A 24,319-nucleotide genomic window follows, 5' to 3' on the forward strand; every position below is an offset into this window, starting at 1 on the left:
GGCCAAGGGCGAGGCCACCAGACCGGCGGCCCGTGCCTGGTCGGCGGCGCGCGCGGCAGCGAGCGCACCGGCTCCGTCCACCTCGACGAACGCCGCGCCGCCGGCGCTGCGATGGCTGTCGATGCGCGCCAACGCCTGCTCGGTCAGCGCGACACTGGTGGTCTGTCCAGCGGCCAATTGGGCCGCCAGCGCTGCAATGGTCGGCTCGCTCATTCGGCCACCGCCAGGGTTTGCACGCGATAGGCGTGGCGCAGCGTGCGGTTGCGCACCGGGTCATGCAGTTCGACCTCGAACGCCTCGCCATGGCCCAGCTCGCCGATCACGGCCTGGGTGCCGCAGAACATCGCCGTGCCAGGCGGCAGCGAGGCCTCGCCGGTCAGGCGCTGGATCAGTTCGCGCGGATCGAGCAGGCGCGTGACCTTGCCCTCCTGGTACAGCGCGCGCTCGCCGTCACGCACACGCCAGCAGCGCATCTCGAGACTGTCCCAGTGGTCGGCCACATCGTCGAAGCGCCAGACCTGCGTGCCGACCGGCTTGTCGCACATCTGCTTGGACACCGTCACGTCGTAGGCCTCGACCTTGCGGTCGGTGTGGTCCGACCCGACGCCGACGTACAGCCCATCGTTACCCTGCAGCAGCACGACTTCGATTTCGCCGGACGAGTCGTCGCGCGGCACTTCGATGACCTCCGCCGTGGTCAGCAGCGACGCGGCCAGCGGATAGAAGGTCGGCACGCTGGCGGGCGGCTTCACGCCGATGGCCTGCAGCTCTTCGATATGGTGCTGGACGGCCTCGAGATCGCGGCCGGTCCAGCCGGCAATGATCAAACGTTGAATGTCGAGGGCGAGTTCGCCCCCGCCGGCGACTTGGAAATGCAGTGTCGGCATTGCGTACTACCTTGATTGGGGAAAAGAGGGTGGTTAGAGCGTCCGGATGATGTTCTTCCGGAATTCGTCGATATGCGTGCGGACCGCTTCCCGCACAGCGGGCACGTCCCTGCGCTCCAGTGCGTCGACGATCTCCAGGTGCTCCTGGTAGACGTTCTCGAGATGCTGCGGGTCGGACAGCGACAGGAACCAGAAGCGCGCCTGCTTTTCATGCAGGCCGCGCAGCAATTCGGCCAGTACCCGGTTGCGCGAGGCGGCTGACATCGCGGTGTGGAACTTGAGGTCCAACGAGGCCAGCGCGGGGATGTCGCGACCGGCGATCAGCGGTGGCGAGCGGTCGACGATGTCGCGCATCGCCTTGAAATCGCTGTCGTGCCCGCGCTCGCAGGCCAGCGTGGCGCACAGCACCTCATTGGTGGCGCGCACCTCGATCATGTCGAGCACTTCGTTCAGCGACAGCGGCGTCACCAGCACGCCCTTGCGCGGCATGATCGACACCAGCCCTTCGACTTCCAGCCGATGCAGCGCCTGATGGACCGGGGTGCGCCCCAGGCCGAGCATGGTCGCGACCTGGGCTTCGTTCAAAGGCTCCCCGGGCCGGAATTCGCACGAAATGATGCGCCGCTTGATTTCCGTATAGGCCATTTCACGCATGGCCGCCCCCGTCTGGGAGGCGGTCTGCTTGCCGGTTTCGTCGTCGGTTCCTACCAGTCGGATGGATGTCGCCACGGTCCGCTCTCGTTCTCGTCTGAAGTGAGAGTGATACTAGTGTGATATTTCACTGAGGACAAGGGTGGGATTTATCAGGGTTTACGCTGAGGGGTAGTACATCGAGGAGGCGGGGCGGATGGGGAGGCTGGCGACGTGCGTGGCAAGGACGCCGCTTTCGGTGCCTACTGGCTGCCGCGGAACTCGCGGTGGACTGACTCCCGGCATCGAGCTTCAAACGTGCGGCTCGCTGTTCCACCTCGGCCGCCGTGCGCAGCATAGGTCGTGGAGGGGGATAGTGGAGCGCCGCTGCCGGGATTCCCGCGGCGGGAACCGGTGCGAAGGCGCATAAAAAAATCGGGGCCACCGACAGGCCATGCGCCCCACCGACAGCCTCCTACGAGCCATCCGGGCGAGATCGTTCTTGGCTGGCCTCGATGGTTTCCTCCAGCATCTCCAGCCGGTCCTGTCCCCAGAACAGCTCGCCGCGATAGACGTAGGAGGGTGAGCCAAAGACGCCCGCCGCGACGGCCTCGTCGGTGTAGCGCCGATACTGTTGCGAGATCTCGGCCGTTCTCGCCTTCGACAGCAGGGCGCGATCGTCCATGCCATAGGCAATCAGGATTTGCCGAAGCGTCGCCTCCGATGAAATGTCCTGATCGTCGCACCATTGCGCATGGAGGATCGCCTTGTGCAGACGGCCCACGGATAGTCCAAGGGAATCGGCCGCGATGACGATGCACGAGGCGAGATCCGCGTTCGGACACATGAAAGCCGGCTTGGGGTTGATCGGCATGCCTAGCTTGTCGCACCAGCGACGCAGTTCCGTCAGGCGGTAGGCCTGGCGCTCGGGGGAGCGCTGGTGCAGCAGGATGCCCCCGGTGCGCGCATAGATTTCGGGAAGATCGACAGGCCGGTACCGGATCGCGATGTCGTGCCGCCGCACAATCGCCTCGAGGCGGTCGGCACCGAGATAGGCCCAGTCGGAGTTCATCCAGAAGTAGTAGTCGATGGCGGCCGTGCTCATGTGCGCGCTCCTTCGGTGGTTGCCGGCGGCACGGCGAATCGAAGCGGGCCATGCATCCGTGCCGCGCTGATTGCCGCAATGATGCCCAGCGCGCTCAGATACCAGACGATGTAGCGCGGGTCGCCATTGCCGTAGGCGAGCAGCGAAGTCGCGACGATCGGCGCCAGGCCTCCGCCGATAGCGCCCGAGACCTGCACCGCGATCGAAATGCCGCTGTAGCGCACTTCGGGCGGAAACTGTGCGGAAAACAGGCTCCCTTGCGGACCATACAGGCAGGCGTAGACGACACCGATGGCGATCACCATGGCGAAGGTGATCGAGCCGGGGTCGCGGTACTGCAGCATGCCGAAGAACAGCGGTGCGAAGCCGATGACGCCGACCGCGCCCGCCATGAAGACCCACTTGTAGCCCACCCTGTCGCCGAGCATGCCGAACAGCGGCATGGCGAACAGCGCAACCACCGCGCCCCACACCGTGGCGTCGAGCATGGCGATGCGCGGAATGCCGAGCGTACCGGTCGCGTAGGCCAGCGCAAAGGTCACCACCGTATAGAACCACGTCACCTCGGCCAGCCGGCCGCCGATGACGACGAGCAACTCCCTGGGGTAGCGCCGCAGCACGACCTTGGCGGGCACCTGTACCTTGTCCCCCTTGCTCTTCATCCGCTCGAAGTCGGGAGACTCGGCGACCTTGACGCGAATGAACCAACCCACCAGCAGCAGGATGACGCTGGCCAGGAACGGCACGCGCCAGCCCCATGTCAGCATGTCTTCGTCGGGCAGCGTCGACACCGCGGCCATCGCCAGGGAAGAGAGGATGAGCCCGGGCGCGACGCCGGCCTGCGGCAGGCTGCCGAAAAAGCCCTTCTTGCCTTCCGGTGCGTGCTCGACCGCCATCAGCACGGCGCCTCCCCATTCGCCGCCCACGGCCACCCCCTGCAGCAGGCGCATCAGTACCAGCAGCACGGCGGCCCAGTATCCAATGCTGTCATAGGACGGAATCAGTCCGATCAGGATGGTCGGAATCCCCATCAACAACAACGTGATCAGCAGCATCGACTTGCGGCCGACCCTGTCGCCAAAGTGTCCGAACACGATACCGCCAAGGGGGCGTGCGAAGAAGCCCACCGAGTAGGTGGCGAAGGCTGCCAGCGTGCCGGTGATCGGATCGAAGGCGGGAAAGAAGATCTTGTTGAAGATCAGGGCTGCGGCGGTACCGTAGAGGAAGAAGTCGTACCACTCGATGGTGGTGCCCATCATGCTCGCGAGTCCGGCGGTAATGTATTGGCGGCGCGACCGCGCCGCCTGTGGAACAGGCGCTGTCATAGCGGCTTCCTTGAAGTGAGATGGCGAAAGCCGACCGGTCAGGCCGCCGGCAACGGGGCGATGCCACGGGTCTGGCGCGCCCAGTAGTCGAAAGTCGCGTTGACGATCGAGGGCTTGAGCAGATAGTCGTGCGCTTCGCGCGCGAGGGCGTCGTCGACCGGCGTCAACGCGCCGAAGGCTTGCGCGCGGATCTGCATGCGCGCCGCCCGTTCCAGATAGACCGATAGATACGTCGCCTCTTCGCACGAGGCGCCCGCGGCCAGATAGCCATGGTGCGCCAGCACGATCGCACGCTTGTCACCCAGTGCCTCGGAGATCAGCACGCCCTCCTGGTCCGCGATCGGAACGCCCGGCCAGTCCGCCAGAAAGGCACAGTCATCGTGCAACGGCGTCATGTCCATATGCGCGATTACCAGCGGCTGGCGAGCGGCCGCCAGTGCCGACGCCCACGGGGAATGGGTATGGATGATCGATTGCACGTCGGGGCGAGCCTCGTACACCCACAGATGAAAACGCGTAGCCGGGTTGGCCATGCCTTTGCCCGTCAGCGTGTTCAGGTCGCGGTCGACCTCGATGAAATCGTCGGGGGTCGCTTCATCGAAGCCAAGGCCAAAGCGCAGGGTCCAGTAAGCACCGGGCCGCTGAGAACGGACGCTGATTTGTCCGGCCAGTCCGGCTTCCTGTTCTGTCATGGCGAGGATGCGGCAGGCATAGGCCATGGTTTCCTGCACGCTGCGCTCGACGGCGTGCAGGTGCTGCGCCATGTCGCGTGTCGCGCGGGCATCGAAATAGGCCTTTTCTCTGAAGGCGGTGCTCATACTGTCTCCTGGTCATGGATGGATGCGGAACGCTGTCGTTCCAGGAGCGAGTATGAAAAGCGAACGCCATGGGAGCCATGCAGCTCAGCTCATAGCTGCTATTCCAGCGGATTGGGCGGCAGTTTGGCCGAGATGCGCATGGCGCAATCGAGCAGATCGGCAGTCAGCGGCAGCGGCTGACGGTCGGCGCGCAGGATGGCGACGACGCGGCGATGCAGCGAGGGCCGTTGTATCGGCACCTTGCGCAAGCCATAGTCCGTCAGCAGCTTCTCGGGAATGCGGTTGGGCAGGATGCACGCGCCGACGCCGGAAGAAACCAGCCTGAGCATGGCATCGATCGTTTCGGCTTCGGCCACGAATTCCGGATTCAGTCCGCTGCTGTGAATCATGCGGCGAAGGGCGTAGTGCGGCGGAAATCCGACCAGCCGCAAGGTCGAGTCGGTCAGGTCGCTGGCCTGCAATGTCGACGTGTCCCGCACGATCAGGCACATGGCATCGTCGAACAACACATGCGATACCAGCCCACCGGAATCGACGGCGGCATCGTAGACGAAGCCCAGGTCCACCTTGCCCGCCTCGACCAGCGAGACAACTTCCGGAGAGCTGCGGCCCAGCAGCGACAGGTTGACGCTCGGATGGGTGCTGACGAAGGCCGCGACCACGTCCGCGGTGAAGTAGTAGCTCAACGTATGCACGGTGGCCAGCCGAACCGTGCCCTGGCTGACGCCATGCCGCAGGCGAATGGCGTCGACGGCGCGATCGATGGCGCCATAGGCGGGCAGGACCGCCTCCTGCAGTTGCCGCCCCGCCTCGGTCAGCTCGACGCCGCGTCCGGTCCGCACGAACAGCGGCTTGCCGAGGCTGGTTTCCAGGGCGGCAAGCTGCTTGCTGATGCCGGACTGCGTCTGATCCAGTTGCTCGGCGGCCTTCGACAGCGATTTGAGTTCCGCGATCCGGAGGAAATAGCGCAGTTGGCGGTCCATGGCTTCCATGGCCGCAGTGTGCGCCGGCAAGGGCCGGGCTGTCTCTCGGGGTTTGTCTGCAGCGGGGCGGCTGGCGTCAGGCAGGCGGCCCGCTGTTATGCGGTCTCGCGGCGATTCCCGCTCGCGGCCCGCACGATGCTCGACGGCAGACGGCCGGCGACCCGCAGGAACGACCGGCGCATCGCCTGCTCGGAAGTGAAGCCGCTGCGGCGTGCGACTTCCTTCAGCGAGGCTGCGGTCGTCTTGAGCATCGCCGTTGCATGTTCGACGCGAATACGCTCCAGCGCCGCCGATGGCGATTCCTGGGTCTGCTCCATGAATTTGCGATAGAACGATCGCACCGAATGTCCGCTGTATTCGGCCATGTCCTCGGCGCGCCATGGCTCCGCCGGCCGCGCCGCGATCTGCGCAAGCAGCTCCCCGAAGGCCCCGGCGCTGCTGGTTTGCAGGCGCAGCGCATCGCTGTATTGCGCCTGACCGCCAGGCCGGCGCATGTGCACGACCAAGCGTTTGGCAACGGCCGCGGCGCAGCTGGTGCCGGCATCCTCTTCAATGAGCGCGAGTGCCAGATCGATCCCCGCGGAAACGCCCGCGGAGGTGTAGACGTTGCCATCGCGCAGGTAGATCGGGACCGGGTCGACCCGCACGCCCGGATAGGCGCGGGCAAGCCGGTCAGCCGCACGCCAATGAGTGCAGGCGGCACGTCCTTCCAGCAGTCCGCTGGATGCCAGCAAGAACGCGCCCGTACAGACCGAGCAGACCCGCCGCGCGCTTGCCGCCAACGCGGTCAACGCGTGGCGCAACGCCGGTTCGTCGCAGGCCGTGTCGACGCCCGGTCCGCCGGGCACCATCAGGGTATCGACCGGCAGCGACAGTTCGCTCCAGGGTTCGGTCAGCACGGCCAGCGGTCCGGTGCCCTTCACCGGGCCACCCATTGTGCTGACGATGCGGACGTCGTAGGCGGGGCCGCGCTCGCCGGCGGCGGTCACGAAGGCCTGCACCGGGCCGGCGAGGTCAATTGCCTGGAAGCCGGGGTAAACCAGCAGGGCGACCACCGGTGACGCCGGCTTCGGCGCAGGCACGGCGGCTGGCAGCGGTTGAGGGCAAGTTGGCAGGGCCATGAGGAAGGGCGCTCCTAGTATGACTGGACGTCGTGTCCGCTGAAGCAAGCGTCGCCACGCGTTCTTGGGAGCTATTCGATGCTGGTGAATTTTGCGTTATTCGAAGGTGTCACACAACTGGACCTGACGGGGCCGTATGAAGTCCTGGTTCGCGCGCCGGGCTTTCAATGCGAGCTGGTCGCCAAGCAGGCCGCACCGGTTCGGTCCGATCGTGGCCTGATGCTGGTGCCGACCACGACCATCGCGCAGGCCTCGCCTTGCGACCTGCTGGTCGTGCCCGGCGGCCCGGGCACCGATGCCGCCCTGGTCGATCCCGAGTGGATCGCGTTCGTGCGTGAGCAGGCCAAGCAGGCGCGTTGGGTGTTCGGCATCTGCACGGGATCGCTGCTGCTCGGCGCGGCGGGTTTGCTGCACGGGCGTCGCGCCTCCGGCCACTGGCTGGCCCGCGATCTGCTGACTCAGTTCGACGCCATCCCGATGGACGACCGCACCACCATCGACGGCAAGTACTTCACGTCCGGTGGCGTGACCGCGGGCATCGACATGGCCTTGCGCGTGGTCGCCAACGTGCTCGACCAGGAGGCGGCCGAGCAGATCCAATTGCAGATCGAGTACGACCCCGAACCTCCTTTCGTTGGCGGCACGCCATTTACCGCTCGGCCGGAGATCATCGCCCGCTGCAGGAGTGCGGGCGCGCAGCGGCGCAGACTGCGCGAGGTCGCCGTACATGAAGCCGCGCAGCGGCTGGCCCTCGAATGGAGCCGGCAATGAACGCCGTGGCCATCCGTCTTCGCCGTGCCGCCGTTGTCGTCGCTGCGATCGCGGGCATGTTCCATGGCGCGGCAGCACGCGCGGAGGCGTACCCGGCTCGGCCGGTGACCATTGTGGTGCCGTATGCAGCCGGAGGACCGATGGACCTCGTGGCCCGCCAACTCGCGGTGGTTCTGAAGGACCGGCTCGGCACCACCGTAGTGGTCGAGAATCAGGGCGGGGCCGGAGGCACGATCGGATCGCAGCGAGTCGCGCGCGCTGCTGCCGACGGCTACACGCTGCTGCTGCATCATGTCGGGCTTGCGACCGTGCCGGCGCTGTATCCGTCGCTGAAGCTCGATCCGCGGCGTGACCTGGTGCCGCTGGCGCTGGTATCGGAAGTGCCGATGATGATCGTCGTCCCATCGGGTTCATCGATAGCGGGAATCGAACACCTCGCATCCAGGAGTCGTGGCGGCCAACTGAACTGGGGAACCGCGGGGCCCGGCTCGGCCTCGTCGCTTTGCATGCGGCTGGTCGGGGCAGCGATGCGCGGCCGCGATACCGAGATCGCCTACAAGGGCACCGGGCCTGCGCTGATCGACCTGATGGCAGGACGCGTCGATGCGATGTGCGATCTGGTCACCAACCTGAAGCCGATGCTCGATAGCGGCAAGGTCGCCGCAATCGCAACGGTGTCGGAACGCCGCAATCCCTTGTTCCCCGCAGTGCCTGCGCTCGTCGAGCAAGGCTTGCCAGTGGCCAGTTTCGCGGTGTGGTACGGGTTGTTCGCCCCGTCCGGCACATCCACGGCGGTCGTGCAGGCATTGCGCCGTGCCAGTGAGGCGGCGGTGGGCGATGCTGCGTACCGCACGGCGCTGGCCGGCGCCGGGGCCACTGTACCGAACGCCGGCGACGCTACGGGGAATCGACTCGGTGAGCGGTTGCTGCAGGACATAGCCCGGTTGCGCCCTTTGCTGACGGCTGCCGCGGAGGGCCGTCAATAGGGAAAACCGGGGACGCCGTCCCGCGAGTCGAGGCGGCAATCGTTGGGCAGCGGCTATCCCAGATCGACCAGGACCTTCCTTCCCTCGACGCGCACCGGATAGCTGCGAATGTTCTCTGTCACCGGCGCGCACACCGCCGCGCCGGTCCGCACATCGAACTTGCCCTGATGCAGCGGACATTCGATCTCGTGTCCATCGAGAAAGCCGTCGCACAGTCGCGCGTGTCCATGCGTGCAGAGATTGTCGGTGGCATAGATTTCGCCATCGACGGCGTAGAGCGCAATCTCGCGTCCGGCCACTTCGACAGCGATCACGTCGTCGTGCGGCACGCTGGAAAGTGGGGCCGCTTCGGTCCAGGTTTCGGTCATCGTTCGCTCCAGGATCAAATCGGATAGATCAGCGAGTTCGGAATCATCTCGCTGTCGAAGATGCAAAGCCGCGAGGCGAAACGCAGGCCGCCCGGCGTGCGCACCACCGTGTCCAGATAGCGGCCGGTGTTCAGCACATCGGTCAGCTGATCGGGCTTGGTGCGCAGCACCGCGTAATTGGCCTCGGACACGATGCGCTCGCCGTCGGCGCTGCGCACCAGCGGTGCGCCGACGATGTGGCGCTGATAGTAGGGATCGTGGAACAGCGTCTCCCGAATGCCGTAAATGCGATCCCGCAGCATGGCCTTGCTTTCGAACGACAGCGTCGCCAGCGGCAGGCCGCGTTCGTGGTTTTCGCGCGGCTGGACCCTGTAGAGGCAGTCGTCGGTGAAGAACTCGGGCCAGCGGTCCCAGTCGCCGTTGTCGACGACGCTGGCGTAGTCGGCGTACAAGGTCAGCAGCGCGTGGTAGTCGGCGAATTCCATCGTCATACCTCCATCACCTTGCGCCAGTAGGCGTACATACCGCGAATCAGCGTCTCGGTGACCATGTGGTCGGTGTTCTCCGCGGTGAGGCCGCCGAGTTCGGCCAGCACGCGGTGCCAGGGCTTCTGCGCGAAGCCTTGCTGCGAGCATTCGATCGCTTCGCCGTCGTCGGCCGAGACGAAGCCGGCGGGGCCGAACAGATTGGCCTGGCGCAGCCGGCGTCGCGTCATGGCTTCATCGTCGTCCTCGAAGCCGAAGTGGGTCCAGACGAAGTCGAACGCATCGGGTCCTCTCGGCTGGATATGCCGCGTCGATACCGAATTGACTTGCTGCTGGAAGATGACGCTGGGGAAAATCGTCATCATCACGGCCGTGGGTTCGCCCCACCAGGGCTCATGCACGATGTCGAGCAAGCGGTCGTCCTGCAAGGCCATCTGGTCCTTGAAGCTTGAGACACCGGAGGTGACCTCGCTTTTTCCGCCCTGTCCGCGTGTGGAAACCATCGCGGCATGACGCCAATGCGGATCCATCACGAGGCGCGCCTTGTTGTCCGCGCGCCAGAGGCCGAAGGTCACGAACCACGTATGCAGCAGTCCCGGATGGTACGGGTCCTTGATGTTCTCCTGCATCAGCTTCCAGTTGCCTGGAATGCGCTGTTTGTTGTAGCCGAGCAGCTTCAACTTGCGCCCGCTGAACAGGCGGTCGAAGTAGCCGAGGATGTCCGGGCCGAGGTAGGTCTCCAGCGATTCAACGTCGTGATCGAACGACGCGAATACCACGCCCCCGCGCGTGGCCACCTTCAATTTGGTCAGGCCGTGTTGCTCCGGCCGGAAGTCGGCGGGCATGCCCCCATTGATCTTGCCGTCCTGCTTGACGCCGCGACGAAACGGCACGCCCTGCAGATTCCCTTTCAGGTCGTAGTTCCACTGGTGATACGGGCAGTGGAAGTCCTTGCGGTTGCCGCTGCGCTCGCGGCAGAACTTCATGCCGCGATGCGCGCAGACGTTTTCGACTACGTTGATATCGCCGTCCGCATCGCGTATCACGATGACGGAGCGCTCCCCAATCGCGCTGCGCTTGAAATCGCCGGGATTCGGTATCTCGGCTTCGAGGGCGACGTAGTTCCAATGACCGCGATAGAAGCAGCGCTCCAGTTCCCGCTGGTAGAGCTGCTGGTCGGTATAGACGCGGAACGGGATGCGGCTGATGCCGTCGTCGGGCCATATCGGCTCGATGCACGGGGCGTTGATATCCATGCTTGGTCTCCTTGCATTTTTGATCCGATTTCCCGGTATCTTTTCGGATGCCGTCCAATCGTCAAGCGCCTGATGCGTAGAAGGCATCGGCGTAGATGTGGTCCGGCCGAATGCCGCGATCGCGCAGCAGTTCCGTCGCCGCTTCGACCATCGGCGGCGCGCCGCACAGGTACGCCCGCCAGCCGGTCAGATCGCCGTAGTCCTGCTCGACCGCCTCCGTAACGAGCCCGGTACGCAGATCGCGGTCGCTGCCCGGCAAAGTCGACACCACATCGATGCGCAGGCGAGGATGCCGCTGGGCAAGCTCGTTCAACCAATCGAGTCCGTAGGCATCGCGCGGCGATCGAATGCCGAAGTACAAATGGATCGGGTTGGTCAGCCCGGCCGCAATGGCGCCGCGCACAATGGCGAGCACCGGCGCGAGACCTGTCCCTCCGGCAATGCAAAGAATCGGGTCGTCATTGCGCGTGCGCAGATACGAGGTGCCAAGCGGCCCGCTGACGCGAACGGTGTCGCCCACCTTCAGCCGATCGCAGATATATCTGGTGACGCGACCGTCCGGAACCATGCGCACATGGAATTCCAGTTCGCCTTCACCCGGCAGCCGCGCCATCGAATAGGGGCGGATATGGTCCGGCGTGAACTGCAGCATCGCGTATTGGCCCGGGGAGAACGACAGCGGCTTGGCCGGTGCGAGCCGGATCAGCTTGATGTCGTGCGTCAGGTCTACGAGCGCCGTCACCGTGCTCTTCAGGATGCGAGCGGGGTGGACAACCACCTCATCCGGCTCAGGGATCTCGATGGTGCAGGGGCCCATTACCACGGATTGGCAGGCCAGCAGAGGGCGATGGTCTTGCTTGTCGATGCCGCCGTTGTTGGTATTGCCATCGACGGCGTGACGCACATCGCCCTCGATCAGCCGACAGCGGCAGGTGCCGCAGCGACCCGCCATGCAGCTGTACGAAATTGGCACGCCATGCTGCTGGAGGGCGGTCAGCAAATTCTCGCCCTGCGGCACATCGAGACGCTGTCCGTGGGGAAGGACGCGCACTTCCATATCGTCTCCGGTTTGTCGTTGTTGTTGTCGTTCTCGTACTGTCCGGCGCTCATCATCGGATATCGTCGCTGATAAACCAATAGAATCCGGCTTATATGACCCATTCACCAAAGTGATAATGAAAAGGGGGAGACATGCGGCTGCAAGACGTCGATCTGAATCTGCTCGTCGTGCTCGAGCACCTGCTGCGATTGCGTACGGTATCGGGCACCGCGCGCGAACTGGGCCTGACGCAACCGGCCGTCAGCAATGCGCTCGCGCGACTGCGGCGAATCTTCGACGACCAGTTGTTCGTACGCAGCGCCAAGGGGATGCTGCCGACGCCAGTGGCTGAGGATCTTGCCGAACCGGTCGCCTATGCACTGGACGCGTTGCAGTCGGCCTTGAACCGCAAGGTCGCCTTCGATCCGCTGCGCAGCGATCGCCGATTCCAGCTGGCAATGACCGATATCGGCGAAGTGCATTTCATCCCCAGGCTGATGAGCGCATTGCGGGAGCGCGCACCCGGCGTGTCGATCGCGACCGTGCGCAATACCGCGATCAACCTGGCAGAGGCAATGAGCTTGGGGCAGGTCGATCTCGCGTTGGGCCACCTGCCCGAGCTGCCATCGGAGTTCTACCAGCGCCGGCTGTTTCGCCAGCGCTATGTCTGCATGTTCCGTGCGGGCCATGCGCTGGACAAACGCACCGTGCGGCTACAGGACTTCGAGCGTGCCGATCATGTGGTGGTAACGGCCGCAGGCACTGGCCACGCGCGCGTCGATGAAATCCTGGCCAAGCTCGGAGTACGACGCAACATCCGCCTGCGCGTACCGCACTTCGTCGCACTGGCCGATATCGTCGCCACCACGGACCTGGTGGCCACCGTCACCGAGAAGTTCGCAGAGCGCAGCGCGGCATATTTCGGTCTCAAATCGATCAGCCATCCGGTCGATCTCCCGGATATCCAGATCAATCTGTTCTGGCATGGACGCTATCACCGCGATCCCGGCAATCAGTGGTTGCGGGATTTGATTTTTGAGTTGTTTGCGGAGGGGTGAGGCGGCGTGCCGACTGTCGGTCCAATGGGCAGGCCGCTGAATGGAACTCGTCCCCACTTCGGTAGGGATCAATTTCATATCCAATGGACCGTTAATCAACCGGTGACAACGCGATCTGCCGGTTGGATGTGCGTAGGCAGCGAATCAATAAAACAGACCCGCCAGTTCCGCTGCGCACTTGTATAACGCCGATGTTGCGTAATCCCACTCATTGGGGGTGTCGCCTTCCGGTGCCTTGCGCGACCATTCCGCGCTTGCTTGTTACCCACGCTGTTCTTCCCGTATTCCCCTGCTTGGGTTCTACGTCGCGGCGTGTGTCAATAGGAATGCGCAGATAGTAAGAAACTTTATTAACTGAGTTAAAAAATACTAAATTCGTCGTTTAATTAGAAATCGAGAAATTCCTCTAATTCGACGGAAGTCCTAAAGAATCAATCTTTGACATTTGGCCTGCGAGTTCCTCGCTATAGTGCGCCAGCCAATCTCTTCCGCATCGTCATCTCCATGAACCGCCGCTGCTATCGCCTCGTCTTCAATCAACATCGCCGCATGCTGATGGCGGTCGAGGAGTCTGCCGCCGGCATGGGCAAGGGACGCCACGGCGCATCGCGCGCGGAACGCGCCACGGCTAATGGCGGGACGCATCAGGTCGTCGCGCGCTTCGGGTTGCCCGCGGTGACATTGGCGGCGTGGCTTGTTTGGGGACTGCCGGTGCATGTCCGGGCGCAGGTGGTGGCGGATCCTAACGCCGGTGCTCACCGGCCCACGGTCGTACAGACCGCCAATGGCCTGAATCAGGTCAATATCACTCGCCCATCCGCGGCAGGGGTGTCGACCAATGCGTTCACGCAGTTCGATGTTCCCCGTGCGGGGGTCATCCTGAACAACTCGCCGGAGATCATTGCGACGCAGCAGGCCGGCTATATCAACGGCAACCCGAACCTGTTGCCCGGCGGGTCCGCGCGCATCATCGTCAATCAGGTCACCAGCGCGTTGCCCAGCCAGTTGCGCGGATACCTGGAAGTCGCGGGTCCACGCAGCGAGGTCATCGTCGCCAATCCAAACGGCATCCTGGTGGATGGCGCAGGATTCATCAATACCAGTCGAGCCACGTTGACCACCGGAGTGCCGATGTTTGGGGGTAGCGGTAGCCTGGATGCGTATCGGGTTACCGGCGGGCAGATCAGCATCGATGGCGCCGGCCTGAATGCCGCCAACGTCGACCAGGTTGATCTGATCGCGCGCGCGGTGAGGACGAACGCAGCGCTCTACGCCAATCAGTTGAACATCGTCGCCGGCGCAAATCGCGTGGAACGCGGAACGTTGGCGACGACGCGCATCGAAGGCGTCGGCGGGGCGACCGCGCTTGGCATCGACGTCAGCCAGCTGGGCGGCATGTATGCCAACAAGATCCTTCTGGCGTCCACCGAACTGGGGGTCGGCGTTTCCAACCGAGGCGTCGTGGCGGCGCAGGCCGGCGAGCTGACGCTGACGACCGAAGGCCGACTGGTATTGGGAGGACAAACGAACGCGGGCGGTAGTCTTGTCGCCCGAGCGCGCGACGGGATCGATAACAGCGGCACCACTTATGGTGCTGGCGCCGTGTCGATGGAGACTGGCGGCGCATTGTCGAACAGTGGAATGCTGGCGGCGCGGCAAGGACTCGCCGTCAATGCCGGCGGTGTATCTTCCAGCGGCACGCTCGGCGCTGGCGTCGGCAGCAATGGATCCGTGGGGACGGACGGTGACCTGACTATCGTGTCGACCGGCGCGCTATCTGCGACGGGCCGAAATGTGGCTGGCGGCAGTGTCACGCTGCAAGGTAGCGCCTTGAATCTGGCCGGCAGTCAGACGGCCGGCAATCGTAACGTGAACCTGACCGCAGCCGGTGGCAATCTCGATCTTGCCGGCGCGGCGACAAGCGCCGGCGGTCGTATCGACGTCCAGGCGCAAGGTGCCCTGATCAACGATCGCGGCCGACTATCGAGCGGGAATGCCGTCACGGTGACCGCCGGCGCAGTATCGAATGAGTCCGGTCAGATTCTGGCGCAAGGGCCGATGATCATCCGGTCCAATGGAGCAACCAATAACACCCAAGGGGCGCTGCAATCCGCTGGTGCTCTGACAATCTCTACTGCGAACTCGCTCGATAACGCCGCAGGCCGGATTGTCTCCGTCAACGGCGATGGCTTGTCGATCGATGCCGGCACAATCGTCAATGCCGGCGGCAACACCGCGACCGGCGAAGAAGGGGGCGTGATCGGAAGCAACGGCAACGTTCGCCTTGCCGCCCAGTCGCTGGGCAACCATGGCCGGATCGAAGCAAGCGGTGACGCCAGCCTTGTCGCCGGTTCGCTGAGTAACGACAGCGGAAGCATAGCGGCGGGCGGCGAATTGACCGCCGATGTCACCGGCTCGCTGACGAACCGTGGCGGCAAGCTGGTAGCGGCGACCGCGACCGTCTTGGCGAATGCGTTGGATAACTCGGCCGGTCGCATCGAGGCGGCCCATGTAGCGATTGAGACAAAGGGTCACCTTGCCAATCGTGGCGGCGTCATCAGCCAGTACGGGCAGGGCGACACCAGGGTTGCCGCGGGTGGGGTGCTGGACAACAGCGGCGGGACCTTCGCGACAAACGGTCAGAACCTGACTGTGACAGCCGGTGCCGTCGACAACAGCGGCGGCAAGATCGAGCAAGCTGGTACGGGCGCGCTGATGTTGTCCAGTGCGGGCCTGGTCCGAAATGAACAAGGCACGATTCAGACCAATGGATCTCTGCTGACGCAGGCGGGCGCGATCGGCAATCGGACTGGCACGCTGTACGGGCAAGCCGGTCTCGTACTGCGCAGCAATGCAGATATCGACAACACCGGCGGCGACATCCAGACTGCGGGAGATTTGACGGTCTCCGGAAGCGGTACGCTGAGCAATGCCAATGGCATGTTGGCCGCAAACGGCATGCACAGCGCGATGGCGGTGTCCGCGAACTGCATCGACAACAGCGCTGGCCGACTGGTCAATGCCGGCGACGGCGCCACGGCGGTGACGTCGAACGGCGATCTCGGCAACAACGGCGGGGTGCTCGGCGGCAACGGCGACACGACGATCGTTGCGCAGAGCCTCGCCAATGCCTCTGGAGGCAAACTCACATCGGCAGGTGCGCTCGCCCTCGAGGTCGCACGAAATCTGGACAACCGGGGCGGCACGCTGTATGGGCAGACGCGGCTGCGGATTTCCAGCGGTCGGGACTTGGACAACCGTGGTGGCAACACGCAAACCGCCGGCGACCTTTCCGTCGCGGCGGGTGGTGCGCTGGTGAACGCGGCCGGCACGCTGGTCACCAACGGCTCGCGCAGCACCATGCTGGTGTCAGCGGATCGTCTCGACAATAGTGGCGGCAAGCTGACCAACGCCGGCGATGGCGCCACGACGTTGACCGTCGCGGGATTGCTGGGCAACGCCGCCGGTGTGCTCGGCGGCAATGGCGATACTTCTGTTGCTGCACAAGGGCTCGTCAATACGTCGGGCGCCAGCCTGGTGGCAGGTCGAACGATGACGCTGGACGTCGATGAGAACGTCGACAATCGCGGCGGCTCGATATACGGGCAGACCGGCCTCAGTGTCAGCAACGGTGGCGTCTTCGACAACACCGGCGGCGATGTGGAAACCAATGGAAAGCTCGTTGTCGCGGTTGGCGGTGCATTGAACAATACGGATGGCACGCTGGCGGCAAACGGGGCCCACGGTGCCATGGCAGTATCGGCTTCGAGCATCGACAATAGCCGCGGCAAACTTGCCAATGCAGGCGACAGCACGACCACCGTGACGGCGACAGGTACGTTGACCAACGGTCGCGGCGTACTGGGCGGCAATGGCGACACCACCATCGCGGCGCGTGAACTGGTCAATACCGATAACGGCAGCGTCATCGCCGCCCGTGATCTGAAACTGGAGATCAAACAGTCGCTGAACAATCGTGGTGGAGCTCTGTTCGGGCAGACTGGCCTGACCCTGAGCACGGGTGCTGGCATCGACAATGCCGCGGGCGATATTGAGACTAGCGGCGACCTCGCCATCACCGCACTCGGTGCAATCAGCAACGTCGGCGGTACGCTCGCCGCCAATGGTCAGCACAGCGCCATGACCGTGTCTGCGGCCGGTATCGACAATAGCGGTGGGAAGCTTGTCAATGCAGGTGATGGAGCGACGGAGGTCACTTCCGTCGGCGCGCTGACAAACACGGCAGGGGTGCTTGGAGGGAACGGCAATACCACCGTGACCGCGAATGGCCTGATCAATACGTCGGGCGGCAGCGTCGTCGCAGGACAGGGCCTGGCCTTGCATGTCGCCCAGAATGTCAATAACAGCGGCGGTACGCTCTATGGCCAGACGGGTTTGGTCGCATCAAGCGGTGCGGGCTTCGACAACAGCCACGGCGATATACAGACTACGGGCGACATGACGCTGTCGGCGGGCGGCGCGCTGTCGAACGCGGGCGGCACCCTTTCCGCCAATGGACAACACGGCGCCATGTCGGTATCCGCAGCATCCGTGGACAACAACGCCGGACGGGTGGTCAACGCGGGCGACGGTACAACGAACGTCAATACCGCCGGTGTCATCTCCAATTACGCAGGGGTGCTTGGCGGGAATGGCAACACCACGATAGCCGCGCAAGACCTCGTCAATACCGGTGGCGGCAATGTGACCGCGGGCCGTGATCTCGCGCTTCACGTCGCGCGTACCGTCGACAATCGCGGGGGAACCGTCTACGGCGGCACTGCGCTGTCGTTGTCGCAGGCAAGCGCTTCCCTTGACAACCAGGGTGGCACATTGCTGGGCGGGCAGGATGTCATCGTCAAGGTTGCTTCGGTAGGTAATGCCGGCGGTATTGTTCGTGCCAATCGTGATATCGGTGTCGAAGGCGCCGTTGGCGGCAGCGGCGAAATGACGGCAGGCCGCAATCTGACGCTGGCCGTGACGGGCGACTACCTGAACGATGCGGCCAACAAGCTGAAGGCAGATGGCGAACTTCGTCTATCCAGCACAGGCACGCTGACCAACACCGGCACACTCGCTGCCGCCGGCAATCTCTCGGTGACGGGCACGAATGTCGTGAACGGCGCTGACGCTGTCCTCACAGGTGCATCCACCACCGTCAATGCGGGCAATGCGATAGCGAACGCGGGCCGCATTGATGGCGACACCGTGCATACCACCAGCGCCTCGCTCGACAATACCGGCACGATCATCGGCTATACGGTGCAGGTCCAGGCAGGCGACATCCTCAACAACGGACCCGCCGCGATCATCGCGGCCGCGCAGGACCTCAGGCTCTACGCCGGCAATTCGGTATCGAACCTGGACGGCGCGACGATCTATAGCGCAGGCAACCTGCAGATCGGTCGCGATGGCACGCGCGACGGTAGCGGGATGCTCGCAAACCAGACCGGATCGCTGCTGAATCGGTCGGCCACGATTGAGGCGGATGGAGATGTGGATATTGCCGCGCGGTCGGTGACGAATTCGCGTACAAGCGTGGTGACGGAGGCGGGCACGCCGACGTCTACGACTCAGACGCTCAAGGCATGGCTGGCTGGCTTGCCAGACTTCGAGTTGACGGGGCACCAGAGCATTACCTTCCCACAATGGCGATGGCCTGGTGGCGCCGCAAAGATCAGCGCGGCAATGATGCAGGCGCTGCGGAACCCGATCACGATTGAAGTACCGAAAGCCGATGTCACGAACGTTGATACGGCCAACAAGACCCTTTCATTTACGAAGGCACCGATCGAGGAGTTCTACAACAGGGCGCCCAAGATTTGCGACGACAATAACTGCCAGCCTTGGGAAGAGGTTCTGACGCGGCCGCTCACAACTCAATCGACACAGCATTACGAGTCTATCGAAGACACAGGCGCCAGCTACAAGATAACGTTCTGGCCGGACTACGACCCCGCTCGCCATATTCGACCCGATCAAGTTCGGATTCGCTTCGACCTCGGAGTCGACAATCACGACTACAGCGAGATCGAGCGAACCACCACGACCTCGGTCAGTACGGATCGCCTCGTCAGCGCGACCGCAGCTGGCATTGTCCGAGCACAAGGCGCCATCCGCATCAATAGCGATGGCGGCGCCATCCTGAACCAGTCGTCCACGATGGCAGCCGGCGGCGATCTGGTCCGCCGCGCCATCGGTGGCTCCGTCGGCGACATCGGCACGGCGCTGCAGCAAACCACCACCACGACCGACACCTCGACCTTCTACTGGCATCAGAAGTCGGGCGGCAATAGCGACACCAAGGTGGTGCCCTATCCGACCATTCCCGTCGCTTCCACAACGGTCATGGCGCTCCCGGCGATTGCATCGTCCAACCAGTCGGTGCAGACGACGGCCCGCGATGTATCGGTGACAACGGTGGATCGTGTGGGCAACACAGTGACCGGTAGTGGTGTCGCCGGAGCCGGGAAGACGAACGGTGGTGTTTCGGGTGGAAACGCGACCGCTGGCAGCGTCACCGGCGGTGATACGACGGCCGGCGGTGTCACCGGCGGGAACATGAGTGGCGGCAATGTCAGTGGTGGCGGAGCAGCCGGAGCCCAGGTTGGCGGTGTATCCGGTCAAGCGGTCCGTCCGCAGACGGTTGGTACGGCGCAGGGCGGTCTCCCCAACCTGACGCTTCCGACGAACGGATTGTTCCGGATTCAGCCCGCACCCAATGCAACTTACCTCGTTGCCACTGACCCTCGCTTCACCCAGTACAAGTCCTTCATCTCCAGCGACTACATGCTGGGCGAACTCGGGCTGGACCCTCACAAGGTGCAGAAGCGGCTTGGCGACGGCTTCTACGAAGAGAAGCTGATACGCGACCAGGTGACACAGCTCACTGGCCGCACCTTCCTGGCTGGTTATTCCGACCAGATGGAAGAGTACAAGTCGCTGATGAACAATGGCGTCGCTTACGCGAAAGCATTCGGGCTGACGCCGGGGATTGGGCTGTCCGACGAACAGATGCAGCAGCTGACGACGGACATGGTCTGGCTCGTTTCCCAGGACGTGACGCTATCCGATGGGACCACCCAATCGGTGTTGGTGCCAAAGCTCTATCTGGCGCAAGCCAATACGGTCAATCTGAACGACACCGGCGCCTTGGTGACCGGCAAAACCGTTTCCATCGACGCCAGCGGCAATGCCGACAATAGCGGACGCATCGTCGGCGACGTCGCAACCCAGGTCCTTGGCAATAACATCGTCAACCGCGGCACCATCGGTGGTGCCGGCAGCAACACCGTAGTCCAGGCGGCGCTCGACGTTCTGAACAAGGGCGGAACCATCACGGGCAAGGACGTCGTAGTTAGCGCGGGCCGCGACGTGGTCAATGAAACGCACGCCATCACGGCCTTGCGGACGCTTTCCAACGGCTACAGCGCCGGCGGCACCGGCATCGGGTCCGTTGCTTCCATCTCGGCCAGCGGCACGACCGCCGTACTGGCGGGGCGCGACATCAATATGAGCGGCGGCCGCGTGGACGCAGGCGAGAATGCGCTGCTTGCAGCCGGCCGGGACCTGAACATCGGAACCGTAGCGCTTGGCACCACCCAGGACGCCGTGTCGCGCGGCGGACAGAGCTACAGCCACGATCAGGTCGTGACGAACGCCGGAAGCACGCTTCACGCAGGGGAAAATCTTGTTGCGGTCGCAGGACGCGATGCCACGCTCAGTGGTTCAGAGATTCAGGCAGGCGGCAATGCGTCGCTGCTCGCCGGACGCGATACGACGGTGACCGCGGTGATGGACACTCACACGCATAGCGAAGGATCGCTGGGCGGCAAGGGCGCGCAATATACGCAGTCCTCGTATGACGAGACTGCGCGGGGAAGCACCGTGCAGGCAGGTGGCAATGCCACCTTGGCGGCTGGGCAATCCGCGCTCGCCTCCGCGATGCTGCAGAGCAATGGCATCTCGCCGATCCTCGATACCAACAACGAAACCAGCAGCGGCAATCTTTCGGTGCTCGGATCCAGCGTAACGACGGGTGGTGAGTCTGGCGGTGGTGGTGTGGCACAACTGATCGCCACCGGCGACGTGACCGTCGGCACGGTCAATGAGACGCATCATTCGGATAGTTGGTCCGAAAGCAAGAAGTCCGGTTTCCTTTCCAAATCGAAGACCACGAAAGAGAGCAGCCAGCGCGACAGCATTGCGGTTGGCTCGATAGTGTCTGCAGATAGCGTAGAGGGCAGCGCCGGCCGCGATATGGTCATTAACGGTTCTACCGTCGCGGCGACAAACGACGTGACGCTGAACGCGGGCCGGGATCTGTCGATCACAAGTGCCGAGAGCACCAGTTCCAGCTACAACTTCGAGCACACTACCAAGTCGGGCTTTGGCGCTACCGGCTCCGGCCTGTCCTATGGCAAGCGCGATCAAAAGGACACGATCAATCAAAGCTCGGTGACGCAGACCGGTAGCCTGGTGGGCAGTACGGACGGGAGCGTCCAGATGTCCGCAGGCAATACGTTGAAGGTCAGCGGCAGCGAACTGATCGCCGCGAAGGACATTTCCGGGATCGCGGCCGACGTCACCATCGAGGCGGCCAAGGGAACTCGGCATCATGATGAAACCCATGAGGTGAAACAAAGTGGTTTCACCCTTGGCGTTTCGGGCGGGGCAATCGGGTCGGCAATCAGCGCGGGCCAGAAAATCAACTCGGCGAGCCAGAGCAAGGATGGTCGCGCCTCGGCGTTATGGGGAATCGCGGCCGCACGCGATGTGTTTGATGCGGGCAGTGTTCTTCCGGCCGGAAAGAACCCGACCGAAGGGGCGGCGATTACGCTTTCCTGGGGTAAAAGCCATAGCAAGCAAACGTTCACTGAGGACAGCACGACCCATACCGGCTCCAGCGTGACCGCAGGCGGCAATACAACGTTCGTCGCGACAGGCGTGGACGCTAGCGGCAATCGCACCGCCGGGAATATCAACATTGTCGGTTCGGACGTATCTGCCACCAATGTCGCGTTGGGTGCAAAGAACGAAGTCAACATCGTGTCGGCGACCGACACGGCGGAGAGCCACAGCACCAACAAGTCGAGCAGCGGCAGCATTGGCATTTCCTACGGCGCGCAGGGATTCGGCGTGTCAGCGTCCGCCTCGAAGGCCAAGGGAAATTCGGACAGCGTTAGCACAACACAGGTCAACAGCCACATCAGCGGTACCGATTCCGTCGCGATCGTATCCGGCGGCGATACCAATATCCTGGGTGGCGTCGTCACCGGCGGTAAGGTTGCGGCCAATGTTGGCGGCGACCTGAACCTGCAAAGCCGTCAGGACACCGAGGAGGTCCACGCCCGGCAGGAAAGCAAGGGCGGTGGCTTCAGCATTAGCCAGGGCGGTGGGTCAGCCAGTTTCTCGGCGTCCAAGGGCAAGGCTGACGGTAGCTACGCCAATGTCACCGAACAAACAGCCATTCGGGCTGGTGACGGCGGGTTCGATATCACGGTCAAGGGCAACACGGATCTTGATGGTGCGGTGATCTCCAGTACGGCGACTGCTGACAAGAACAGCTTGACCACTGGAACGCTGTCGTGGAACGACGTACGCAACCACTCGGACTTCAGCGCTACGTCTTTCGGACTCTCGGCCGGTGGCGCTTTCGGAGGCCCGGTGGGTCAAAGCAAGAGCGGTCCGACGTCGGGGAAAAACACCGGTGGCATCAGCCCAATGATCCCGCAGAGTGACAGCGGCAGCCAGGAAGGTCTCGCAAAAGCCGGGGTTTCCGCCGGGACCATTACGATTACCGATACGGCGAATCAGAAGCAGGACGTCGCGACGCTGAATCGGGATACCGCTTCCACGAACTCGACAGTGGGCAAGAACCCGGATTTGGCCAATGTATTGAGCGAGCAGGCCGACATGATGGCCGCCGCACAGGCGGCCGGTGAAGCCGTAGCGCGCACGGTAGGCGATATCGCGAACAGCAAGCAGAAGGACGCGCAGCTCGCCCTGAAGAAGGCTGAACAGGCTTACCAAGAGGATCCTAGCGATGCCAATCGCGCCGCCATCGCCGAAGCGCAAGCCGCCGTTGACGGTTGGAAAGAGGGCGGGCAGTATCGGGCGGCGTTGCATTCGGCCGGTGGTGCCTTGATCGCCGGGATCGGAGGCGGCAGTGCATTGGCGGGTGCGGCCGGAGCGGGGTTGTCATCGTTGGCGGCGCCGAAGCTCGCCGAACTTGGAAACACTGTGGCCGGCAGTATCGGAACGGGTAATGCCGATCTGAATGAAGCGCTGGGCAATCTGGCTGCCAACATTGCTTCCGGAGGTTTGGGGGCCGCCGTGGGAGGCGGAACGGGTGCCGCGACCGGCGCGAATGTGGATCGGTTTAACCGGCAATTGCACCCTAGCGAATACGAATTTGCGAAGAAAAACGCAAGGGTGGTGGCGGAAAAGCTTGGGATTTCGATCGAAGAGGCTGAGGGAAGAATCGTTGCTGAGATCCTTCGTAATTCCGATAAGCAAACTGCCGAAGACACTGGCGGGAAGCACGATTACGAAGTGAGAAGTGTTATTGGCTGCAACAATCTCAATTGCGATGGATATAAGAACGACAAGAGTTATGCAGATCATGGCTATAACAGCCAATATATTTCTCTATATGAAGAATCGTACAGGTACGGGCAACAGCAGATTGGCGCCGGAATGAGCAGCGCTCAGCTCAGAGAGAAAAATCTGATATACGAGCGTTTTGGTAAGGGGGCGCTCGCTATCACCGCATGTGCAATTTCTGGCGGAACGGCATGCCAAGCGGCCGCATCTGGGTTCGGCATGGGAGCCGCTACAAGTTACATTACGAATCGTCCGTTCACTACGGCAGAAGCCTTCGGGAGTGCATTGGGCGGCTTCGTTGGGGCAGCGTACGGTGCGAATCTGAATTCCTGGGCTGGAGAGCTTGGCACCTGGTATGAGAAGCTAGTATTGGGGGGCGCGAAGATCGCGCCAGTTTTTGCTGGTAAGCAAACGGCTATTCCAATCGGAAACGCTACAGCCCTAGGTGGAGCAGTAGACCCCCTTTTCGATCCGGGCACTAACCCTTGGTGGGGCTTGAGAAATACGATAGAGAACATTAAGGAACAGAATAGATGAGTCTCGAGATCGGTGTGATTTTGATTTGTGTCGCTTCAATGTTTGTAACGTGGCTCGCCTTCGGTAGGAGATTGAAGGGCACAAAATCGGCGAGATTAATGTATTGGCTTAAATCCAGTTTATTTATGGCCTTGTCTATTTTTGTGTGGATTTTATATAAAGAGCCGGAAATAGGTTTTGTGCGAGCCGTTGCGATTGCGGCGGCGCTGGGTGGCTTTGTAAGCTTGGTTAGCTCGCAATGGATATTTTTGTTTCCGTAGCATTCCGTTGCTATGGGTAGCGGTTAAGTAAGGATTTCTGCGATTGGGCATGCAGCATGATCGGTCGCCCTGTGCTGGGATAAGT

Annotated in this window: 16 protein-coding genes and 1 pseudogene; 5 read left to right on the forward strand and 12 right to left on the reverse strand. The window is 63.1% G+C overall.

What is annotated here, in order from left to right:
* From B551_RS00005 to B551_RS00040, 8 genes and pseudogenes are all read right to left on the reverse strand, one after another.
* Positions 1 to 213: pseudogene (locus tag B551_RS00005) on the reverse strand (amidase); the annotation flags it as partial.
* The gene (locus B551_RS00010; RefSeq protein ID WP_006575512.1) at positions 210 to 887 is read right to left on the reverse strand and encodes a DUF2848 domain-containing protein; all 678 of its coding nucleotides are present in this window, start codon (positions 885 to 887) and stop codon (positions 210 to 212) included. The gene B551_RS00010 and the pseudogene B551_RS00005, both read right to left, overlap by 4 nt.
* Before the next feature lie 33 nt (positions 888 to 920).
* Positions 921 to 1,604, reverse strand: coding sequence for a GntR family transcriptional regulator (locus B551_RS00015; protein WP_052511220.1), 684 nt, complete (start codon positions 1,602 to 1,604; stop codon positions 921 to 923).
* Between the two features lie 388 nt (positions 1,605 to 1,992).
* Positions 1,993 to 2,622: a 2-hydroxychromene-2-carboxylate isomerase gene (locus tag B551_RS00020; RefSeq protein ID WP_006575514.1), complete on the reverse strand. Its 630-nt coding sequence runs from the start codon at positions 2,620 to 2,622 to the stop codon at positions 1,993 to 1,995.
* Positions 2,619 to 3,947: an MFS transporter gene (locus B551_RS00025; protein ID WP_023263252.1), complete on the reverse strand. Its 1,329-nt coding sequence runs from the start codon at positions 3,945 to 3,947 to the stop codon at positions 2,619 to 2,621. The genes B551_RS00020 and B551_RS00025 overlap by 4 nt, the downstream gene beginning before the upstream one ends.
* Positions 3,948 to 3,985: 38 nt before the next feature.
* Positions 3,986 to 4,765, reverse strand: a complete 780-nt coding sequence (locus B551_RS00030; RefSeq protein WP_006575516.1) for an aldolase — start codon at positions 4,763 to 4,765, stop codon at positions 3,986 to 3,988.
* A gap of 98 nt (positions 4,766 to 4,863) precedes the next feature.
* Positions 4,864 to 5,757 (reverse strand): LysR family transcriptional regulator, encoded by an 894-nt coding sequence (locus tag B551_RS00035; RefSeq protein WP_023263253.1) that lies wholly within the window; start codon positions 5,755 to 5,757, stop codon positions 4,864 to 4,866.
* Between the two features lie 86 nt (positions 5,758 to 5,843).
* Positions 5,844 to 6,803 (reverse strand): GlxA family transcriptional regulator, encoded by a 960-nt coding sequence (locus tag B551_RS00040; RefSeq protein WP_052511217.1) that lies wholly within the window; start codon positions 6,801 to 6,803, stop codon positions 5,844 to 5,846.
* A 144-nt stretch (positions 6,804 to 6,947) separates the two neighbouring features.
* Between B551_RS00040 and B551_RS00045 the strand changes: the two genes are divergently transcribed.
* Positions 6,948 to 7,640, forward strand: a complete 693-nt coding sequence (locus B551_RS00045; RefSeq protein WP_006575520.1) for a DJ-1/PfpI family protein — start codon at positions 6,948 to 6,950, stop codon at positions 7,638 to 7,640.
* On the forward strand, positions 7,637 to 8,626 hold the full coding sequence (locus tag B551_RS00050; protein ID WP_006575521.1) for a tripartite tricarboxylate transporter substrate binding protein: 990 nt from the start codon (positions 7,637 to 7,639) through the stop codon (positions 8,624 to 8,626). Before B551_RS00045 ends, B551_RS00050 begins: the two co-directional genes overlap by 4 nt.
* Before the next feature lie 53 nt (positions 8,627 to 8,679).
* Here B551_RS00050 and B551_RS00055 read toward each other — a convergent pair whose 3' ends face one another.
* From B551_RS00055 to B551_RS00070, 4 genes are all read right to left on the reverse strand, one after another.
* The gene (locus B551_RS00055; RefSeq protein ID WP_006575522.1) at positions 8,680 to 8,994 is read right to left on the reverse strand and encodes a non-heme iron oxygenase ferredoxin subunit; all 315 of its coding nucleotides are present in this window, start codon (positions 8,992 to 8,994) and stop codon (positions 8,680 to 8,682) included.
* 14 nt (positions 8,995 to 9,008) lie between these two features.
* On the reverse strand, positions 9,009 to 9,479 hold the full coding sequence (locus B551_RS00060) for an aromatic-ring-hydroxylating dioxygenase subunit beta (protein ID WP_043436489.1): 471 nt from the start codon (positions 9,477 to 9,479) through the stop codon (positions 9,009 to 9,011).
* 2 nt (positions 9,480 to 9,481) lie between these two features.
* A complete protein-coding gene (locus tag B551_RS00065; RefSeq protein ID WP_023263256.1) occupies positions 9,482 to 10,735 on the reverse strand; it encodes an aromatic ring-hydroxylating dioxygenase subunit alpha in 1,254 nt (417 codons plus the stop codon).
* 61 nt (positions 10,736 to 10,796) lie between these two features.
* On the reverse strand, positions 10,797 to 11,792 hold the full coding sequence (locus tag B551_RS00070) for a 2Fe-2S iron-sulfur cluster-binding protein (protein ID WP_023263257.1): 996 nt from the start codon (positions 11,790 to 11,792) through the stop codon (positions 10,797 to 10,799).
* Positions 11,793 to 11,926: 134 nt separating this feature from the next.
* Between B551_RS00070 and B551_RS00075 the strand changes: the two genes are divergently transcribed.
* The 3 genes from B551_RS00075 to B551_RS25925 all read left to right on the forward strand — a co-directional run bounded on the left by B551_RS00075 (position 11,927) and on the right by B551_RS25925 (position 24,234).
* On the forward strand, positions 11,927 to 12,832 hold the full coding sequence (locus tag B551_RS00075; protein WP_023263258.1) for a LysR family transcriptional regulator: 906 nt from the start codon (positions 11,927 to 11,929) through the stop codon (positions 12,830 to 12,832).
* 504 nt (positions 12,833 to 13,336) lie between these two features.
* Complete coding sequence (locus B551_RS00080) at positions 13,337 to 23,974, forward strand: hemagglutinin repeat-containing protein (RefSeq protein WP_023263259.1); 10,638 nt, start codon at positions 13,337 to 13,339, stop codon at positions 23,972 to 23,974.
* Entirely contained in the window at positions 23,971 to 24,234 is a 264-nt protein-coding gene (locus tag B551_RS25925; RefSeq protein ID WP_157071876.1) for a hypothetical protein, read from the forward strand. The genes B551_RS00080 and B551_RS25925 overlap by 4 nt, the downstream gene beginning before the upstream one ends.
* Positions 24,235 to 24,319: the final 85 nt, after the last annotated feature.

Source organism: Cupriavidus sp. HPC(L), assembly GCF_000307735.3.
Taxonomy (GTDB): Bacteria; Pseudomonadota; Gammaproteobacteria; order Burkholderiales; family Burkholderiaceae; genus Cupriavidus.

What these genes read in the sequence shown, in the direction of transcription:
- B551_RS00010 (WP_006575512.1), bottom strand. Translation starts at nt 887, where the DNA reads ATGCCGACACTGCATTTCCAAGTCGCCGGCGGGGGCGAACTCGCCCTC.
- B551_RS00020 (WP_006575514.1), bottom strand. Translation starts at nt 2,622, where the DNA reads ATGAGCACGGCCGCCATCGACTACTACTTCTGGATGAACTCCGACTGG.
- B551_RS00025 (WP_023263252.1), bottom strand. Translation starts at nt 3,947, where the DNA reads ATGACAGCGCCTGTTCCACAGGCGGCGCGGTCGCGCCGCCAATACATT.
- B551_RS00030 (WP_006575516.1), bottom strand. Translation starts at nt 4,765, where the DNA reads ATGAGCACCGCCTTCAGAGAAAAGGCCTATTTCGATGCCCGCGCGACA.
- B551_RS00035 (WP_023263253.1), bottom strand. Translation starts at nt 5,757, where the DNA reads ATGGAAGCCATGGACCGCCAACTGCGCTATTTCCTCCGGATCGCGGAA.
- B551_RS00045 (WP_006575520.1), top strand. Translation starts at nt 6,948, where the DNA reads ATGCTGGTGAATTTTGCGTTATTCGAAGGTGTCACACAACTGGACCTG.
- B551_RS00050 (WP_006575521.1), top strand. Translation starts at nt 7,637, where the DNA reads ATGAACGCCGTGGCCATCCGTCTTCGCCGTGCCGCCGTTGTCGTCGCT.
- B551_RS00055 (WP_006575522.1), bottom strand. Translation starts at nt 8,994, where the DNA reads ATGACCGAAACCTGGACCGAAGCGGCCCCACTTTCCAGCGTGCCGCAC.
- B551_RS00060 (WP_043436489.1), bottom strand. Translation starts at nt 9,479, where the DNA reads ATGGAATTCGCCGACTACCACGCGCTGCTGACCTTGTACGCCGACTAC.
- B551_RS00065 (WP_023263256.1), bottom strand. Translation starts at nt 10,735, where the DNA reads ATGGATATCAACGCCCCGTGCATCGAGCCGATATGGCCCGACGACGGC.
- B551_RS00070 (WP_023263257.1), bottom strand. Translation starts at nt 11,792, where the DNA reads ATGGAAGTGCGCGTCCTTCCCCACGGACAGCGTCTCGATGTGCCGCAG.
- B551_RS00075 (WP_023263258.1), top strand. Translation starts at nt 11,927, where the DNA reads ATGCGGCTGCAAGACGTCGATCTGAATCTGCTCGTCGTGCTCGAGCAC.
- B551_RS00080 (WP_023263259.1), top strand. Translation starts at nt 13,337, where the DNA reads ATGAACCGCCGCTGCTATCGCCTCGTCTTCAATCAACATCGCCGCATG.
- B551_RS25925 (WP_157071876.1), top strand. Translation starts at nt 23,971, where the DNA reads ATGAGTCTCGAGATCGGTGTGATTTTGATTTGTGTCGCTTCAATGTTT.